The following is a 16,497-nucleotide window of genomic DNA, read 5'->3' as shown; positions in this document are numbered from 1 at the left end:
GGGGGGGCGGGGGGGGGGGGGGGGGGGCCCCCCCCCCCCCCCCCCCGCCCCGCCCACCCCCCCCCCCCCCCGCTCCTCTGTCCTCGATGATGGGTCAGTCCCTACCGCCGCAGGCATGATGCCTTGATCTGCGGGAGCATCCGCCCCGTGCCGGGTTACTGCGTGGACGAGGCCGAGTCCGCCCTCCCGACCCTTGATGGCGACCGGTACCGTGCTGGCAGGGAGGGATGGGGAGGCATGAGCGGACATCGCGAGACGACCGGCCGGTGCTATGCGTGCAAGCGCACATTCAGCTTCGACCCTGAAGAAGTCACGACTCTCTTGATCGATCCCGAGACCCATATGCCGCCGGGGATCACGGTCCTGGGCTCTCTTCGTCCAGCCAAGCCGGAGGCCGTGGCCAGGTCCGTTGACGAGCCTGTCTGCCCTGACTGCGTGACCAAGGCGAAGCAGTACAGCGAAGAGAGCGGATCAGGTCGCTCTTGGGGAAGCTGGCCGCCGAGCAGCAACTGAATTCTCGTGGTCCCGGCGGTGGCTATGACCGCCGCGCGCGAGCGCCGGGTGCGTGCGAGATGGAGCACTGCTTAGAGATCTTGTGTGTCCATGAGCTCCCTCCGTGGCCCCGTTCCCTCGTGGCAGGCCATCACCTGCCATGCCAGTGCGCTACTACTGTCACGCAACCAAGCGGAGTAGCTCACAGAGGTGATTAGCCATGACGCAGCGGTACCAGGTGGTCGTCGATGTCCACGTGATCCTCGAACGCGGCAGCGACATCCTGCTGTGCCTGCGGGACGGCACTGGATACCGCGACGGCTGGTACTGCCTGCCCTCCGGCCGCCTCGAAGAGGGTGAGACGGTGGTGGATTGCGCGATCCGCGAGGCTCAAGAGGAGGTCGGTGTCTCCTGAAACCGGCCTCCTTGCGGCCCGCCACCGTTGTCCACCACCTGTCGCCAGAGGGCAAGCCGCGCATGGGCGTGTTCTTCGCCACCGACTCCTGGCAGGGCGACGTGTTGAACGCCGAGCCTGCGAAATGCGCCGAGCTGCGCTGGGTCCCAGCCAAGCAACTACCGGACAACACCGTCCCCTACACGGCCGCCGGGATAAACCTCTACCTCGACAGTGTGGGTATCGGTCTGCACGGTTGGCCCGAGCTCGCCTCCCGGTAGACCCGCACCCGAGCCATCCACGGCATGCGCTCGACGAGATCATTCACGCTCCGGTACGGCTGTCCATCATGGCCATGCTCGCAGCGGCGGAAACGGTCGAGTTCGGCTTTTTGAGGGACACGATCGAGGTCAGCGACTCGCTGCTGTCCAAACACATCAACACGCTGGAGAAGGCGGGCTACGTGCAGGCGACGAAAGGCTTCGTCGGCAAACGCCCCCGAACCTGGCTGGCGCTGACCGACGAAGGGCGCAGCGCCTTCCAGAACTACACATCCATACTTCAGCAGATCACGAAGGGAACCCATCGCGCTTGAGACACAGGGGCTGCGGATCACCCTCGTTACCGTGGACGCGATCGAGGCCCTGATGGCCGTATTAGACGCACGCTGAGGGCCGTACAGCATCAAGGCGACAGGTCGGGCCCCGGGGACCTTCTACCTCATACTCGACCGGCTGGAGCGCAGCGGATGGGTCATCTCTGCCTGGGAGTCAGACCCTGCGCGGAAAGGGCCACGCCGGCGCCTCTACCGGCTGACGGGCGACGCCCTGCCCACCGCACGCCGCGTCGTCGCCAAGCACGCGACCGCGCGCCAGCCGATCGGCGGTCGAGGCCTGTCCATTTTCTGGCGGCGGCCGCCGTGGCGGTGACGATGACGGCGGTCTGCGTGGTCCGGACCGCGCCAGTACGGGCCACGACCGCCGCCGCGGCGCCCGAGATACCCGACACGCCCGCGGGCAAGCAGTTGCGATGGCTGCTTGCGCGATCACCCGCGGGAGGTCACCGGCCGCCGATCCGGCGAGCTGTGCCTGCAGCGCTGCCACTCTCATGCGCCCGGCGCCGAGAAAGCGCTCACGGATGGCTTGGACGTCTTGCGCGTGGAGTCCTGCCGCCCGCAGGTGGGCTTCCACATCGAGCCCCTTCAAGGCGTCGAGCATGGCAGCGCGGGCTGTGGTGTTCTTGCGCACCAGGATGTCCAGATTTCCTCGGTCTGGTCGTCGATCCCCAGGGCGGTGAACAGCGGGTTAGCCTCCGGCCTGTCAGATCACGTGCGGCTGGGTCTTGGATGCCGTCTCTCGACTGTGACACGGCCTGCCATGACTGGTCGCGCGATGGCCGAGGTCCGGGGAGCGCGAGGGGACGGTAGTCCCCTCGCGCTGGGGTGTGGGGGCGTGCCCCACACGACACAGCCTGAGCCCCGTCTCGCCTGCGAAGACGACGTCTCTCGGGGGTCGAAGGGGGCGGAAAGCCCCCTGGGAAGCGCTGTCTGGAACCCCGGGCGCGAAGCGCCGAATGTGGAAGGCCTTGCTCTTCTAGCTGGGACGGGACCCCGTGACCAGGTAAACGACGTCCGCCGCCACCCGCACCGCGTGATCCGCGTACCGCTCGTAGTACCGCCCGATCAACGTGATGTCGATCGCCGGCTCCACCCCGTGCTCCCAGTCCTTGGACAGGATGTTCCTGAACAGCCTCCGGTGCAGCCGGTCCATCGCGTCGTCGTCCTGCTCAAGCTCCAGCGCCGACTCCACGTCCCGCGAAGCGACGCAGCTCCCGGCCTTGGTGACGAGGTTCTCGGCGATCTGCCCCATCTCCAGGATCGTCGAGCGCACCTCGGCGGGGATCGCCGAGTCCGGGTGGCGGAGCCGGGCGATCTTGGCGACGTGGACGGCGAGGTCGCCCATGCGCTCCAGGTCGGTGCCCATGCGCAGCGCCGTGATGACCATCCGCAGGTCCACCGCGACCGGCTGCTGCCTGGCCATCAGCTCGAAGATCGAGCTCTCGATGTCGGCGAACACCGCGTTCACTTCCTCGTCCCGGGAAATGACGCTCTCGGCGAGCTGCAGGTCCGAGTCGAGCAGGGCCGTCGTGGCCCGCGAAATGGCCGAGCGGACGAGGCTGGTCATCTCGACCAGCTTGTCGGTCAGTGAATCGAGTTCTTCATGGTACGCGTCGCGCATGCCGTCACCGTACGTGCCCGTCGATGAACGAACCCCTACCGCCAGATGAACTTTCCAGGAAAGGGCGTTCATCCCCTGATCGGGGGGTCCGCACCTGGAAAAAGGCCACCTACCATCGGAGATATGAGTGAGATGGCCATGAGCTTCGCGGCCCTGGCCGGGTTCGTCGTGGGCGCGCTGGCGGTCCTGTTCTATCGAAATCAGATTGAGGCTCCCCGCCGTACCACTGGACCCGACCCGGTCGAGACCGGCGCGGCGCTGCCGCAGGGCGTGGCGTCCGTGCTGGCCGTGCTGCCCTCGTCCGCTGTGGTGCTCGACGCGCACGACAAGGTGCTGCGCGCGAGCTCGGCCGCACGGGCGTTCGGGTTGGTCAAGGGCGACCGGCTGATGGCAGCCGAACTGCTGGCGCTGGCCAGGCAGGTACGCCGGGACGGCGAGATCCGCGAGAGCGAGATCGACGTCGCCGGCCACAAGTTCGGTCAGGAGACCACCAACTTCGCGGTACGCGTCGCCCCGCTCGGCTCCCACGGCCTGGTGCTGGTGCTCGCCGAGGACCAGACCGAGCGGCGCAGGGTCGAGGCCGTACGCCGTGACTTCGTCGCGAACGTGAGCCACGAGCTGAAGACCCCGGTGGGCGCGATGAGCCTGCTGGCCGAGACCATCCAGGACGCCGCCGACGACCCTGAGGCGGTCGGCCGCTTCGCCGGGCGCATGCAGCACGAGGCCGCCCGCCTCAACTACCTCATCCAGGACCTGATCACCCTCAGCAGGATCCAGGGCGCCGAGCCCATCCCCACCCCCGGGCAGGTCTCGATCGACGAGGCCATCCACGACGCCATCGACCACTGCAACACCAAGGCCGTCGCCAAGGACATCGCGCTCGTCTCCGGAGGCACCGAGAACCTGCGCATCTGGGGCGACGACGAGCTGCTCGTCACCGCCCTGCGCAACCTGATCGACAACGCCGTCGCGTACAGCCCCGAGCACACGAGGGTCGTGGTCAGTGTGCGGCCCGCGGGCGACTCGGTGGAGATCAGCGTCAGCGACCAGGGCATCGGCATCCCCGAGGAGGCGCTCGAGCGCATCTTCGAGCGCTTCTTCCGCGTCGACGCGGCCCGCTCGCGCGCGACCGGGGGCACGGGCCTCGGCCTGGCCATCGTCAAGCACGTCGCCGCCGCGCACGCCGGCGAGGTGTCCGTCTGGAGCAAGGAAGGGTCCGGCTCCACCTTCACCCTCCGCCTGCCCGCCTTCGGCGGCACGGCGGTGGCAGTACCACCCTCGATTCCCCTGGAGACAGCCAAATGACCCGAGTTCTTGTCGTGGAGGATGAGGAGTCGTTCTCCGACGCCCTGTCCTACATGCTCCGTAAAGAGGGCTTCGAGGTGTCGGTCGCGGCGACCGGGCCCGAGGCGCTCGACACGTTCGACCGCAATGGCGCCGATCTGGTGCTGCTCGACCTGATGCTGCCGGGTCTGCCCGGCACGGAGGTGTGCCGCTCCCTCAGGCAGCGCTCCAAGGTCCCGGTCATCATGCTGACGGCCAAGGACAGTGAGATCGACAAGGTCGTGGGCCTCGAGCTGGGCGCCGACGACTACGTCACCAAACCGTTCTCCTCGCGCGAGCTGGTGGCCCGCATCCGCGCGGTGCTGCGCCGCCAGGGCGACGTGATGGAGGAGCTGGAGACCGCGGTGCTGGCGGTCGGCCCGGTGCGCATGGACGTCGACCGGCACGTCGTCGCGGTGCGCGGGGAGCATGTGCAGCTGCCGCTGAAGGAGTTCGAGCTCTTGGAGGTGCTGTTGCGCAACGCGGGGCGTGTTCTGACCCGCGGCCAGCTCATCGACCGCGTCTGGGGCGCCGACTACGTGGGCGACACCAAGACCCTCGACGTCCACGTCAAGCGCCTGCGGGCCAAGATCGAGGCCGACCCGTCCAACCCGCGCTGCATCCTCACCGTGCGCGGCCTGGGCTACAAGTTCGACGCCACCGAAGAATGAGAAAACCCTTGTTCCGGTACGGATCGCGTACCGGAACAAGGGTTTTTGCGTGTCAGTGGGCTTCCTCGGAAGCGCTGGCGGACGGCGCCGGGGTGGGCGTGGCGGCCGGAGTGGCGTTCGGGGCCGGGGGGTAGTCCTTGAACTCGCGGCTGCGCGTAACCACAGGGACGTTCAGGGACACGATCCCGGCGTTGGCGAACTGGAGGTCCAGCTTGACGCTCTCGCCGCCCCTGAGGCTCTTGGGGATCGCCTCGAGCATGATCTGAGGGGCGGGCTTGCCGGTGTTCACCAGCTGGTTGCTCGGGAGCTGGATCGGAGCGGTGACCTTGACCGTACCCATGCCGCCCGCGTTGACCGCCTCGAGGGTGTCGGGGGCGCCGGCGGTGTTGAGGATGTTCAGGTAGATCGGGGCCGAGCCACGCCAGGCGAGCTGCGCACCGGAGTCGGGGCCGAGGATGAACGCCTGAGGGATCTGAATGCCGCGCGTGCCGTAAGCACCGTTCTCGATCAGTACCCCTGCCTCATTGGGCGCGTACGGCTTGTTGGTGTTGGCGTCGAATCCAGCCCCGCAGCCCGCGAGCACGGGGGCTGCCAAGAACGCGGCGGCTACGACAATCCAGCGACGGCTGGTCACGGGCGGGTTCTCCTTGGTCTTGCGGAGGGCTCGCGCATGCGCTAGGCGGAGGTGGCGCGCATGCGTGATGTGCAGCGCCCACCATATCCACCCCAATCCATGGTCATATCCACACCCCTGCAGGTCATTAGCTATGTCCGCAAATGCGATTCATAGAGTTGAGCGCTTGTCAAGCCCCAATATGAGGCCTTGACCTGCAGTTATGATGATTTCACTGTTCCGGGAGGCTGTGGATGCGTGGTACCCTGGAGTACAGCGGAAGGGGTACTTGTCACATGACTTTCCAGGTCGGCGACACTGTCGTCTACCCCCACCATGGGGCTGCTCGGATCGAAGCAATCACGAAGCGATCCATCAAGGGTGAGGAAAAGACCTACCTGGTGCTCAAGGTCGACAAGGGCGACCTTACCGTCCAGGTGCCAGCCGAAAACGCAGAACTCGTCGGTGTGCGCGATGTTGTCGGCCAGGAAGGCCTTGAACGGGTTTTCGATGTCCTGCGCATGCCGCACACGGAAGAGCCCACCAACTGGTCTCGCCGTTACAAGGCCAATCTGGAGAAGCTCGCCTCCGGCGATGTGAACAAGGTCGCCGAGGTGGTTCGGGACCTTTGGCGGAGAGACCGCGAGCGCGGGCTGTCCGCCGGTGAGAAGCGCATGCTTGCCAAGGCGCGCCAGATCCTGGTCAGCGAGTTGGCCCTGGCGGAGAAGACCAACGAGGACAAGGCTGAGGCCCTGCTCGACGAGGTTCTCAACTCCTGAATACGAATCTTCCCCGGGTGGGCGTCGGAGTCGACGTCCACCCGTTCGCTTCGGGAGCCTCGGGGCGCGAACTCAACCTCGCCGGCCTGCACTGGCCGGGCGAAACCGGGCTCGAGGGCCACTCTGACGGCGACGCGGCCGCGCACGCGGCGTGTGATGCGCTGTTGTCGGCCGCCGGTCTGGGCGACGTCGGGCAGCTGTTCGGGACCGCCGATCCACGCTGGGCGGGCGCCTCGGGCGTCGCGCTGCTGGAGGAGACCGCGCGCCAGGTCCGGGCCGCGGGCTACGAGATCGGCAATGTGGCCATCCAGGTGATCGGCAACCGGCCCAGGCTGGCGCCGCGCCGTACAGAGGCCGAAAAGGTGCTCAGCACCGCCGTCGGCGCGCCTGTGAGTGTGTCGGCCACCACCACTGATGGGCTCGGGCTGACCGGGCGAGGAGAGGGCGTCGCGGCCTTCGCGACGGCTCTGGTAGTCAACCTTCTCTGAACGCCGGGCGTCTTACGTACGGATGCGTGAGGGTGTCCCGGCGGGTCGCCTAGCCCGCTGAATCAGGAGGCGGCGGTTCGTCACTGGCGCGGTACGGACCGCCGCCTCCCCTGGTTTCTTGCCTGTTCAGAGGGTAGATGTCCTCCCAAGACATGTGAACGTCTCGGGGGGAGTCACACATGATCGGCGCGATCGTTTCTGCAATAGTCATCGGCGCGATCGTCGGTGCCCTGGCCCGGCTGATCGTGCCTGGCAGGCAGAACATGTCCATCGGCCTGACGCTCATCGTCGGCATCGTGGCCGCCCTGATCGGCACGCTCATCGCGCAGGCGGCCGGCGTGGCCGACACGAGAGGGATCGACTGGATCGAGCACATACTTCAGCTCGTGCTGGCGGTCATCGGTGTGCTCCTTGTGACGCGCATGCGCCCGGGGCGGACGGGACGCACCGGTGGAACGCCCACCTGACCTGCACGTTCGTAAAGCCTGGGCATAAACGCGGTAAATCGGGTAGCGACATCCCCGTGGGAGTGAACCGTTCACCCTCACGGGGAGGTTTCGATCATGACAATCGAGTCCATCCTTGGCGCCATCGTGATTGGCGCCGTGATTGGCGCAATCGGTCGCCTGCTGCTTCCCGGCAGGCAGGCCATCGGGTGGATCCTCACCATCGTCGTCGGCATCGTGGCCGCCCTGCTGGGCACCGCGCTCGCGCAGGTGCTCGGTGTGGAGACGACGCCTGGGATCGACTGGATCGAGCTGGTGATGCAGGTGGTGCTGGCGGTCGTCGGCGTCGGCCTGGTCGCCGGGCTCAAGCGCGGCTCCAGGGTCTAGGCGGGATAGATGCGCCCGCCCGGGATCATGGGTCCCGGGCGGGCTTTTCTCAGTCTTCTGGGTCTTCTGGGGGCCGTGGAGTGCTACGCAGGCGCCCCGAGGGGGCCGGGGTGCCGTCGTCGTGGACCACAGGGTGGGGGGCGGTGTCCTCTGACTCGTCGTCCCGCTCTTCCGCGTCGGCCAGCTCGGGGCCGTGCCCGGGGTCGGGCAGGTCGTCCGTTACGACGGGGTGCGGCTGGGTGTCGGCATCTTTGTCGTCGGTGCGCGGGTGGACCAGGACGTCGGCCGGCTTGACCCGATCGCCCCAGCGCATGGGGCGGCGTGGCTGCGGCTCCTCCTCGCGCTGCACGGGGCGTGGCTGCGGCTCTTCTTCGTGCTGCACGGGCCATTCGGTCACCTGCGCGGACACCGGCGCCTCAGGATCTTCCTGGACCTCCTGGACCTCCTGAACTTCCTGGAGCTGTGGAGGCGGCGGCGTCTCGGCCGGGCGGTCCGGGTGGAAGGGAACGATGTCCCGCTCCACCGCGGTGTCCTCCGCCTCCGCCCGATGAGACTGCACGTGCTTGATCAGCAGCAGCCAGAGCCACAGCGCCACGGCCAGCATGACCCAGGGCGCAAGTGCCACCCCGACGGCCGCCTGCCGTACGTCGAACTCGAACCGCAGCGCCGTCGCCACGTTCGCCGCCGCGGCCGCCACGATGAGCACGACCAGCACGAACGCCGCCTGCACGCGCACCACCAGCCGGGCCGAGCGCAGCAGGAGCACGTCGATCAGCGCGATCACCAGGAGGGCGTCGAAGGCCGCCGGATAGAGGAAGGCGAGGTCCTGCCTGGCCTCGCCGGTGATGGCCAGCGCGCGCAGGTCGTCGAATGAGAGTGCGCACGCGGCCCCGGTCAGGGCGGCGACCGCGAGCCCGGCCAGGGCGATGCCCAGGCGGCGGAGCATAGAGGGGGGAGTCACGTCCATGGCGGTTTCGAGCCTACAGAAGAATGGGGACCAGGACCGATCAAGGGAGATACATGGCCGAGCTGTCGGAAGATGTTCGCAAACTTCTGGACGCGCCGAATTATGCGACGGTGACCAGTATCAACCCCGACGGCGGGCCGCAGTCGACCGTCGTGTGGGTGCGTACGGACGGCGACGACGTGCTGTTCTCGACCGTGAAGGGGCGCAGGAAGCCGCGGAATTTCGAGCGGGACGCGCGGGCCAGTCTGCTGGTCATCGACCCGGACAATCCGTACAGGTATGTGGAGGTGCGCGGGCGTGTGACCATGACGCCCGACCCTGAAGGCGCGCTCATTCAGGAGCTCTCGCAGAAGTATCGAGGGATGCCTTGGGAGGACAAACCGGACACAGAGCGGCTCATCGTACGGATCTCGCCGGACAGGGTCACGTTGCGGGGCTGATTTATCGGTGTGACGGCGGGATTTATCGGCGTGACCAAGGCGCGGAGGCGTTAGCCTTGCCTTCGTGAGCCTGCACATCCACGACACCAGTTCGCGCACCATCCGTGAATTCGTTCCGGTCGAAGCCGGCCGGGCGTCGATTTACCTGTGTGGGGCGACCGTGCAGGCTCCGCCGCACATCGGGCATATCCGCTCAGGTGTGAACTTCGACGTTCTCCGGCGCTGGCTGGCGCGTTCAGGCTATGACGTGACGTTCTGCCGCAATGTCACGGACATCGACGACAAGATCATCAGGGTGGCGGCAGAGGAAGGCGTGCCCTGGTTCGTCGTGGCCGAGCGCAACCAGCGGGCCTTCACCTGGGCGTACGACACGCTGGGTTGCCTCCCGCCGACCGTCGAGCCGCGAGCCACGGGTCACGTGCCCGAGATGATCACGCTGATGGAGCGGCTGATCGCGCGCGGCCACGCGTACGCGTCGGGCGGTGACGTCTACTTCGACGTCCAGTCGTACGCCGACCGCTACGGCGCGCTCTCCAACCAGAAGCTGGAGAACATGCGGGCCGCGGCCGACACCGACGACGAGTCCTGCAAGCGCGACCCCCGTGACTTCGCCCTGTGGAAGGGGGAGAAGCCGGGCGAGCCGACCTGGCCCACCCCCTGGGGGCCCGGCCGCCCCGGCTGGCACCTGGAGTGCTCGGCCATGGCGACGAAGTACCTCAGCCCGACCTTCGACATCCACGGCGGCGGGATCGACCTGATCTTCCCGCACCACGAGAACGAGATCGCCCAGTCGCAGGCGGCGGGCGACGGCTTCGCCCGCTACTGGATGCACAACGGCCTGGTCAAGATCGGCGCGGAGAAGATGAGCAAGTCGCTCGGAAACTCGCTGCTGATCCCCGAGATGGTGCAGAAGGTCCGGCCGGTGGAGCTGCGCTACTACCTGGCGGTGCCGCACTACCGCTCCCCGATCGAATACTCGGAAGAGGCCCTGATGGAGGCCGCGGCGGCCTACCAGCGCATCGAGGGCTTCGTGACGCGTGCCGCCGAGGTCATCCACGACGTCGACGCGGACGCGCCGCTGCCGCAGGCGTTCGTGGACGCCCTCAACGACGACCTGGGCACGCCGCAGGCTCTCGCGGTCGTGCACGAGGTGGTGCGCGAGGGCAACGTGGCGCTGTCGCGGGGCGACAAGGAGGCCGTGGCCCGGCTGCTCGCCGAGACCCAGAACATGCTGGACGTGCTCGGCCTCGACCCGCGCTCTCCGCAGTGGCGTGGGGCCGGGTCGGACCTCTCGCCGGTGGTGGACGCGCTGGTGGCGGTGGCGCTGGAGCAGCGGAAGGCGGCCAGGGAGCGCAAGGACTACGCCGCGGCCGACGCGATCAGAAACCAGCTGGCGGCGGCGGGGATCACGGTGGAGGACACGCCTCACGGCGCCCGCTGGGAGCTCACCCGCTGACACGGCCCGTGGCGTTCGCCGACTTCCACGAGATCTCGTTCAACGCTGTCCGTTGACATCGGAAGCGGCCCGGCTGCTGACGGGGGGAGGGCCTTCGAGAGAGGCCTTCCCCCTGTGTGGTCAGTCGGCGTGGAGGGCGGCTCGGAGGTCAGCGAGAGGGTCGGGCTGGGCGGGGCCGGGGGTCTGGACGCGGACGGAGAGAAGGCGGCCGTTCCAGCGGGCCGGGGTGCGGTAGCGGTCGGACACGGGCAGGCCGGTGTCGTGTCCCAGGCGGAGGCCGGCGCCGCCGTGCTGGAGGGCGACGGGGAGGAGACCGTCGAAGGCCAGGGTGCCCACCACGGCGTCGCCGTGGAGGAGGTGGAAGGCGAAGCCGTCCGGCCCCGCAGTGTGGGCGACGCCCAGGGCCTGGCTGCCGGGCGGAACGGGGCGGTCCGCGGTGACCTCCAGGAGTTCACCGGCGCGGGAGAAGGCGAAGGCCAGGTGGCCTCCGGTGACGTACAGGGCGAAGCCGCCGTGCCAGTCTCCCAAGGCGAACAGGACGCCGTCAGGGGCGTCGGCGGCCTCCACCTCGGCGGTGAAGCGGAAGCCGCCGAAGAGCACGGGGAGGGACTCGTCGCAGATGGGGGAGGCGCCGGGGCGGTACGTACGGTCGTCACCCACGGGCCAGACCGGGCCGATGAGGGCGCCGATGCGGTCCACGAGATTGTCGAAGAGCGGCAGGACGTGGTTGCGTTCGGCCTCCCGGTCCCACAGCCGCCGGAGCTCGGCGACGACCTCTGGATGCTCGGCGGCCACGTCGGTGGCCTCGGAGAAGTCCGCGGAGAGGTCGAACAGCGCCCAGTGGTCGTCTTCGAAGGCCCGGCTCCCGGTGAGGAGCTTCTCCTCGTCGAGGACGCCCGTGGAGACGTGGTCGGTGGTCGCCTTCCACCGTCCGTGGATGAGGGAGCGGGAGCCCAGCATCTCGAAGTACTGGGTGTCGCGCGGCGCGGGCGCCTCGGGGTCGTCGAAGGTGGCGTGGAAGCTGGCCCCGTCGATCTCCTGCTGCTCGATCCCGTCGACGACGTCCGGCGCCTCGATGCCGATCACGTCCAAGAGGGTCGGGAACAGGTCGTTGACGTGCACGACCGGGCGGCGGACCGCGCCACGCTCGCGGATCCCGGCCGGCCAGTGGACGATGAGCGGCGTACGGGTGCCGCCGAGCCAGGTGTAGCGCTTCCACAGGCGGAACGGGGTGTTGCCCGCCCACGCCCAGCCCCACGAGTAGTGGTTGTAGGTGCGGGGGCCGCCCCAGTCGTCGTAGTGGGCGAGGTTGGCCTGCAGGGACTCGGGGAGGCCCGAGGAGAAGCGGTGCTCGTTGACGCTGCCGTCCACGCCGCCCTCGGCGCTGGCCCCGTTGTCGGAGAACAGCACGACGATCGTGTTGTCGAGCTGTCCCGTCTCCTCCAGGTGGTCGAGCAGGCGGCCGATCTGGGCGTCGGTGTGGGTCAGGAAGCCCGCGAAGACCTCCTGCTGGCGGGCGTACATGCGGCGTTCGTCGTCGCTGAGGCCGCCCCAGGCGGGCACCCAGGCCGGACGCGGGGTGAGGGTGGTGCCGGGTGGGACGACGCCCGCTTCGAGCTGGCGCTGGAAGATCTCCTCCCGCCAGGCGTCCCATCCCCGGTCGAACCGGCCGCGGTAGGGCTCGACCCATTCGGGCGTCACATGGTGCGGGGAGTGCACGGCGCCGAGACCGAAGTAGAGAAAGAAGGGTTTGCCCGGGGTGGCGTAGCGCTGGTCGTCCAGGTAGCGGATGGCGCGGTCGGTCAGGTCCTCAGTGAGGTGGTAGCCCTCCTCGGGGGTGGCAGGCGGGTCGACGTAGTGGTTGTCCTCCACGAGGTTGGGGGCGTAGTGGTTGGCGTCGCCCTGGAGGAAGCCGTAGTAGCACTCGAAGCCGGCGCCCAGAGGCCAGTGGCTGAACGGGCCGCCCGCCGAGCGTTCGAAGCGCGGCGTGAGGTGCCATTTGCCCACGGCGAGGGTGGAGTAGCCGTTGTCGCGCAGGATCCGGGGCAGGGTCGCGGCAGAGCGGGGGAGGCGGGCGGTGTACCCATGGTGGTCCAGCGGGATGTCGGCGAGGAAGCCCATGCCGACTGCGTGGTGGTTGCGTCCGGTGAGGAACGAGGCCCTGGACGGCGAGCACAGGGCCGTCACGTGGAACCGGTTGTAGCGCAGTCCTCCGGCGGCCAGCCGGTCCATGTGCGGGGTGGCGATGTCGGAGCCGAAGCAGCCGAGCTGGGCGAAGCCGGTGTCGTCCAGGACGATGGCGACGATGTTCGGGGCGCTGTCCGGCGGACGGTCGGCGCTGCGGAAGATCGGTTCGGAGGTCATGGTGGTGCTCCTGCGAGGTCGGGAGGGATCGGCTGGCAGCGGACGGGAGGCTTGGAGATGGCGATGAATCAGCCGGCGGTGGACGGGGTGGCGTCGGTCCGCGGGGCGAGGACGCGGTTGAGCAGGAAGCCGAACCCCGCCGCGACGATCATGATGGTGAGGCCGTAAATGCTTGCGGGGACGGCCAGGGCGAGGTCATCGGTCAGGCTCAGCGCGATGGTGAGGGCCAGCGCGGCGTTGTGGAAGCCGATCTCCATGCCTGCGGCGATCGACGGGCCGCGCCCGGCGCGGGTGAGCCGCCCCGCCCAGTAGCCGGTGGTGAGGCTGGCGAGGGCGAACGCGACGACGGCCGGGAAGACCGTGGTGAGGTTGTCGATGAGCGGGGAGAGGTTGGAGGCGAACCCGCTCGCGATGAGCGCGGCCAGGCTGAGCCCGGAGATGACCCGGAAGACGCGTTCCGCCTGTTTGGCGAACCGGTCCCACTTCGCCTTGACGGCCATGCCGATCGCGATCGGCACGAGGACGGCGGCGAAGACCTGCACGATCTCCCCGCCGTGGAGCCCGATGCCTTCCTGCGCGGGCAGGAAGTGCGCCAGCGACAGGTTGGTGATCGCCGTCAGCGTGACGACCGACAGTACGGAGTTGACGGCGGTGAGCGTCAGGTTGAAGGCCACGTCGCCGCCGAACAGGTGTGAATACACCCCGGCGAGCGGGCCGCCGGGCGAGGCGGCGACGAGCATCATGCCGACGGCGGGGAGAGGCGGCAGACCGAGCACGCTGACGATCGCGAAGCACAGAAGTGGCAGGACGAGCAGTTGGCAGGCGAGCGCGGCGGCTATCGTCAGCCGGTAATGGCGCACGCGCCGGAAGTCCTCGACCGTCAGGCCGAGGCCCAGCCCGAGCATGAGGACCGCGACGACGGACAGCATGGCCCCGTTCACGCGCCGCTCCCTTCGGAGACCGTGATCACGGTGCTCTCCTCACTACGATGGAACCTGATTAAGACAAGTTGTCTTAATTTGCGGCGATACTATGGTGACTTGGTAGGAAAAGGCAAGAATGCGGGCAAACGAGAAGATCCTCATCGCGGCCGAACGGCTCTTCGCCGAACGCGGCTTCGGGGTGTCCCTCCGGGAGATCGCCGTCGCGGCCGGCCAGCGCAACCATTCGGCCGTGCAGTACCACTTCGGCGACAAGGCCGGTCTCGTCGACGCCCTGTACGAGTACCGCATGACGCCGCTCAACCTGCGGCGCCGCGAGCTCGTCGCGGAGCTCCGCGCGCACGGCCTGGAGGGGGACCTTCCCGCCCTGGTCGAGGCCTACGTGGCCCCTCTGGCCGAACACATCCTGGCCAATCGGGGCGCCAGCTGGTACGTGCGCTTCACCAGCCGCTATGTCCTGTCAGGCAGCTACCGGTCCTGGCCCTACTCCAGTGACCACCACCCCGCTGTCAACGAACTCGCCGGCCTCCTCTTCGAGCACCTCCCCACGCTGACGGAAGAACGCCTCCGAGTCCTCAACCTTCACATCGTCATGGTTCTCGCCGACGTCGAGCAACGCCTCACCGAACCCGGCTTCGACGAACCTCGGGCCGCCGCGGCCCTGGCCGACCTCCGTGTGACCGCCCTCGCCATCCTCACCGCCCCCGCCCCGCCTCCTTCCCGGTGATCCCCGCCCCCGCACCGGCCCGCTTCGGCATCACGGACCGCGACCTCGGTGCCGCTGCGTACGTTCACCGTTGCGACACCCCTCAACGGAGCGGCCGACCGGATCCCGGGAACGGGCGTCTACTGCCGCCCCGAGCGCCACTGCAGGTCCCAAGCGGATCTCCGACTTCCAGAACAGCCTCCGCGGCCTGGGCAACGGCCTGCTCGCCGCGCGCCTGAAACACCTCGAACGCGAGGGACTGGTGCGGAAGGTCGCGCTGCCCGCGTCTGCGTACGCGCTCACGGAGGCCGGCGCCGAGCCCGGTGCCAGCGTCCTGACGTCGTCATCAAGACCAACGAGGAGGTGCTGGAGGATATGGCCGCCGGGCGTACGACGTTCGCGCAGGCGGTCAAGGAGCCTCGCGCCGCGGCGCTGGGCAGACTGTACGGTTTCTTCCGCATTCCAGAGTCGGAGGAACGCCGCATTCCCGGCGTGGGATGAGATGCCCGGAGGCCCGAGTACTCTTGTTGGCATGGCAGCAGGGGGTAGGGCATCGGGCAGGCCCGCGAAGAAGAAGGGCCCGTCCAAGGGCGCCGGAGGGCAGGGCCGCCGGGCGCTCGAGGGCAGGGGCGCGACCCCGCCTGCCGAAATGCGCCATTGGTACAAGGACAAGGCCCGCTCCGAGCGCGTCGCCCGCGAGGAACGCGGTGGCGCACGGCGTACCGCACCGGCGCGGCAGCGGCGCTCCGAGGACGCGCCCGAATACATCGGCGGCCGCAACCCCGTGCTCGAGGCCCTGCAGGCGGGCGTGCCGTCCAACGCGCTCTACGTCGCCCAGCGCATCGACAACGACGACCGCGTGCGCGACTCCATCAGGATCGCCGCGGAGCGTGGGATCGCCCTGCTCGAGATCACCCGCGACAAGCTCGACCGCCTGACGGAGGGCGGCGTCCACCAGGGCATCGCGCTCCAGATCCCCGCCTACGACTACGCGCACCCATCCGACTTGGTGCAGCTGGCGGAGGACGCCGCCGAGACCCCCTTGATCGTCGCCCTCGACTCGGTCACCGACCCGCGCAACCTCGGCGCCATCGCCCGCTCCGCCACCGCCTTCGGCGCCCACGGCCTCCTCATCCCCTCCCGCCGCTCAGCCGGCGTCACAGGCGGGGCCTGGAAGACCTCCGCAGGCACCCTCGCCACCATGCGCGTGGCGCGCGCGGCCAATTTGACGGCGGCGCTGCGCGAGTACCGCGAGGCGGGCCTGTTCGTGATCGGCCTCGACGGCGCCGGCGAGACGGACCTCCAGGACGTGGAGCTGCTGTCCGAGCCGCTGGTGGTGGTCGTGGGATCCGAGGGCAAGGGGCTTTCGCGCCTGGTCCGGGAGCATTGCGACGTGGTGACCCGCATTCCGATGCGAGGGGCCGCCGAGTCCCTCAACGCGGGGGTGGCGGCTGGGGTGGCGCTGTACGAAGTCGCTCGTCACAGGCGTCTCTAGCGTCTACACTGATAGGCCGTGCCGACGTAGCTCAATCGGCAGAGCATCTGTCTTGTAAACAGAAGGTCAGGGGTTCGATTCCCCTCGTCGGCTCTGCGCGAAAGCCCAGGTCATTACGCGATGACCTGGGCTTTCGTACGATCTGGATCAGTTGCGGATGTCTGACTGTGTCCGGCTGTCATCGACTGACGGCGGCTCTGCTTCCCTCTCTGTCAGACTCTCGTGAGACCTGGGGACGAAGTAGTCTTCTGTGACTCAAGCAGGGCGAGAACAGGATCTTTCAGACAGTGACCTTGAC

General features: G+C 68.5%; 20 protein-coding genes, 1 tRNA gene and 1 pseudogene. 17 read left to right on the top strand and 5 right to left on the bottom strand.

The genetic code is table 11. The features are described from left to right. Positions 1-712 precede the first annotated feature (712 nt). The 4 genes from AB0J09_RS32715 (at position 713) to AB0J09_RS32700 (ending at position 1,815) form a co-directional block, all read left to right on the top strand. Positions 713-907 carry an NUDIX domain-containing protein gene (locus tag AB0J09_RS32715; RefSeq protein WP_360699294.1) on the top strand — a complete coding sequence of 65 codons (195 nt, stop codon included), beginning with the start codon at positions 713-715 and terminating at the stop codon, positions 905-907. Between the two features lie 11 nt (positions 908-918). Then, positions 919-1,167, top strand: coding sequence for a hypothetical protein (locus AB0J09_RS32710; protein WP_360699292.1), 249 nt, complete (start codon positions 919-921; stop codon positions 1,165-1,167). Beyond that, entirely contained in the window at positions 1,143-1,481 is a 339-nt protein-coding gene (locus tag AB0J09_RS32705) for a transcriptional regulator (RefSeq protein WP_360699291.1), read from the top strand. The genes AB0J09_RS32710 and AB0J09_RS32705 overlap by 25 nt, the downstream gene beginning before the upstream one ends. Before the next feature lie 88 nt (positions 1,482-1,569). Beyond that, positions 1,570-1,815, top strand: coding sequence for a helix-turn-helix transcriptional regulator (locus AB0J09_RS32700; protein WP_360699298.1), 246 nt, complete (start codon positions 1,570-1,572; stop codon positions 1,813-1,815). 663 nt (positions 1,816-2,478) lie between these two features. Here AB0J09_RS32700 and phoU read toward each other — a convergent pair. Beyond that, the gene (gene phoU, locus AB0J09_RS32695; protein WP_360699289.1) at positions 2,479-3,123 is read right to left on the bottom strand and encodes a phosphate signaling complex protein PhoU; all 645 of its coding nucleotides are present in this window, start codon (positions 3,121-3,123) and stop codon (positions 2,479-2,481) included. A 123-nt stretch (positions 3,124-3,246) separates the two neighbouring features. On the opposite strand from phoU, the gene AB0J09_RS32690 reads away from it, so the two are divergent. Then, positions 3,247-4,428, top strand: a complete 1,182-nt coding sequence (locus tag AB0J09_RS32690) for an ATP-binding protein (protein WP_360699287.1) — start codon at positions 3,247-3,249, stop codon at positions 4,426-4,428. Then, positions 4,425-5,117, top strand: coding sequence for a response regulator transcription factor (locus tag AB0J09_RS32685; RefSeq protein WP_360699285.1), 693 nt, complete (start codon positions 4,425-4,427; stop codon positions 5,115-5,117). The genes AB0J09_RS32690 and AB0J09_RS32685 overlap by 4 nt, the downstream gene beginning before the upstream one ends. A 52-nt stretch (positions 5,118-5,169) precedes the next feature. On the opposite strand, the gene AB0J09_RS32680 is transcribed toward AB0J09_RS32685, so the two are convergent. After that, positions 5,170-5,751, bottom strand: a complete 582-nt coding sequence (locus AB0J09_RS32680; RefSeq protein ID WP_360699284.1) for a copper chaperone PCu(A)C — start codon at positions 5,749-5,751, stop codon at positions 5,170-5,172. 275 nt (positions 5,752-6,026) lie between these two features. Between AB0J09_RS32680 and AB0J09_RS32675 the strand changes: the two genes are divergently transcribed. The 4 genes from AB0J09_RS32675 (at position 6,027) to AB0J09_RS32660 (ending at position 7,830) form a co-directional block, all read left to right on the top strand. Then, a complete protein-coding gene (locus AB0J09_RS32675) occupies positions 6,027-6,509 on the top strand; it encodes a CarD family transcriptional regulator (RefSeq protein ID WP_043624891.1) in 483 nt (160 codons plus the stop codon). A 17-nt stretch (positions 6,510-6,526) separates the two neighbouring features. Then, complete coding sequence (gene ispF, locus AB0J09_RS32670) at positions 6,527-6,997, top strand: 2-C-methyl-D-erythritol 2,4-cyclodiphosphate synthase (protein WP_360699282.1); 471 nt, start codon at positions 6,527-6,529, stop codon at positions 6,995-6,997. Between the two features lie 179 nt (positions 6,998-7,176). Continuing rightward, positions 7,177-7,464 carry a GlsB/YeaQ/YmgE family stress response membrane protein gene (locus tag AB0J09_RS32665; RefSeq protein ID WP_360699280.1) on the top strand — a complete coding sequence of 96 codons (288 nt, stop codon included), beginning with the start codon at positions 7,177-7,179 and terminating at the stop codon, positions 7,462-7,464. A 96-nt stretch (positions 7,465-7,560) separates the two neighbouring features. Then, positions 7,561-7,830 carry a GlsB/YeaQ/YmgE family stress response membrane protein gene (locus AB0J09_RS32660; RefSeq protein WP_360699278.1) on the top strand — a complete coding sequence of 90 codons (270 nt, stop codon included), beginning with the start codon at positions 7,561-7,563 and terminating at the stop codon, positions 7,828-7,830. 49 nt (positions 7,831-7,879) lie between these two features. Here the strand turns inward: AB0J09_RS32660 and AB0J09_RS32655 are convergent, their stop codons facing one another. Next, the gene (locus AB0J09_RS32655; protein WP_360699276.1) at positions 7,880-8,797 is read right to left on the bottom strand and encodes a DUF2637 domain-containing protein; all 918 of its coding nucleotides are present in this window, start codon (positions 8,795-8,797) and stop codon (positions 7,880-7,882) included. A gap of 53 nt (positions 8,798-8,850) precedes the next feature. Between AB0J09_RS32655 and AB0J09_RS32650 the strand changes: the two genes are divergently transcribed. Both AB0J09_RS32650 and cysS read left to right on the top strand, forming a co-directional pair. Continuing rightward, positions 8,851-9,237, top strand: coding sequence for a PPOX class F420-dependent oxidoreductase (locus AB0J09_RS32650; RefSeq protein WP_360699274.1), 387 nt, complete (start codon positions 8,851-8,853; stop codon positions 9,235-9,237). 64 nt (positions 9,238-9,301) lie between these two features. Then, positions 9,302-10,693: a cysteine--tRNA ligase gene (gene cysS / locus AB0J09_RS32645; RefSeq protein WP_360699272.1), complete on the top strand. Its 1,392-nt coding sequence runs from the start codon at positions 9,302-9,304 to the stop codon at positions 10,691-10,693. A 120-nt stretch (positions 10,694-10,813) separates the two neighbouring features. Here cysS and AB0J09_RS32640 read toward each other — a convergent pair whose 3' ends face one another. Together AB0J09_RS32640 and AB0J09_RS32635 are read right to left on the bottom strand one after the other, a co-directional pair. Continuing rightward, on the bottom strand, positions 10,814-13,057 hold the full coding sequence (locus AB0J09_RS32640; protein WP_360699270.1) for an arylsulfatase: 2,244 nt from the start codon (positions 13,055-13,057) through the stop codon (positions 10,814-10,816). A gap of 68 nt (positions 13,058-13,125) precedes the next feature. Continuing rightward, entirely contained in the window at positions 13,126-13,998 is an 873-nt protein-coding gene (locus AB0J09_RS32635; RefSeq protein WP_360699268.1) for a bile acid:sodium symporter, read from the bottom strand. A 118-nt stretch (positions 13,999-14,116) separates the two neighbouring features. Here AB0J09_RS32635 and AB0J09_RS32630 point away from each other — a divergent pair, with 118 nt between their 5' ends. From AB0J09_RS32630 to AB0J09_RS32610, 5 genes and pseudogenes are all read left to right on the top strand, one after another. Beyond that, positions 14,117-14,725, top strand: a complete 609-nt coding sequence (locus tag AB0J09_RS32630; protein ID WP_360699266.1) for a helix-turn-helix domain-containing protein — start codon at positions 14,117-14,119, stop codon at positions 14,723-14,725. Positions 14,726-14,795: 70 nt separating this feature from the next. Continuing rightward, positions 14,796-14,963: pseudogene (locus AB0J09_RS32625) on the top strand (hypothetical protein); the annotation flags it as partial. A gap of 104 nt (positions 14,964-15,067) precedes the next feature. Further along, positions 15,068-15,205, top strand: a complete 138-nt coding sequence (locus tag AB0J09_RS32620) for a hypothetical protein (RefSeq protein ID WP_360699300.1) — start codon at positions 15,068-15,070, stop codon at positions 15,203-15,205. Positions 15,206-15,236: 31 nt separating this feature from the next. Next, entirely contained in the window at positions 15,237-16,199 is a 963-nt protein-coding gene (rlmB, locus tag AB0J09_RS32615) for a 23S rRNA (guanosine(2251)-2'-O)-methyltransferase RlmB (RefSeq protein ID WP_360699296.1), read from the top strand. Between the two features lie 20 nt (positions 16,200-16,219). After that, positions 16,220-16,292 (top strand) — tRNA-Thr (locus AB0J09_RS32610). The last annotated feature ends 205 nt before the right edge of the window (positions 16,293-16,497 follow it).

It is taken from the genome of Nonomuraea sp. NPDC049784, assembly GCF_040659615.1.
GTDB lineage: Bacteria > Actinomycetota > Actinomycetes > Streptosporangiales > Streptosporangiaceae > Nonomuraea.
This window is presented reverse-complemented; position numbering and strand designations above follow the sequence as displayed.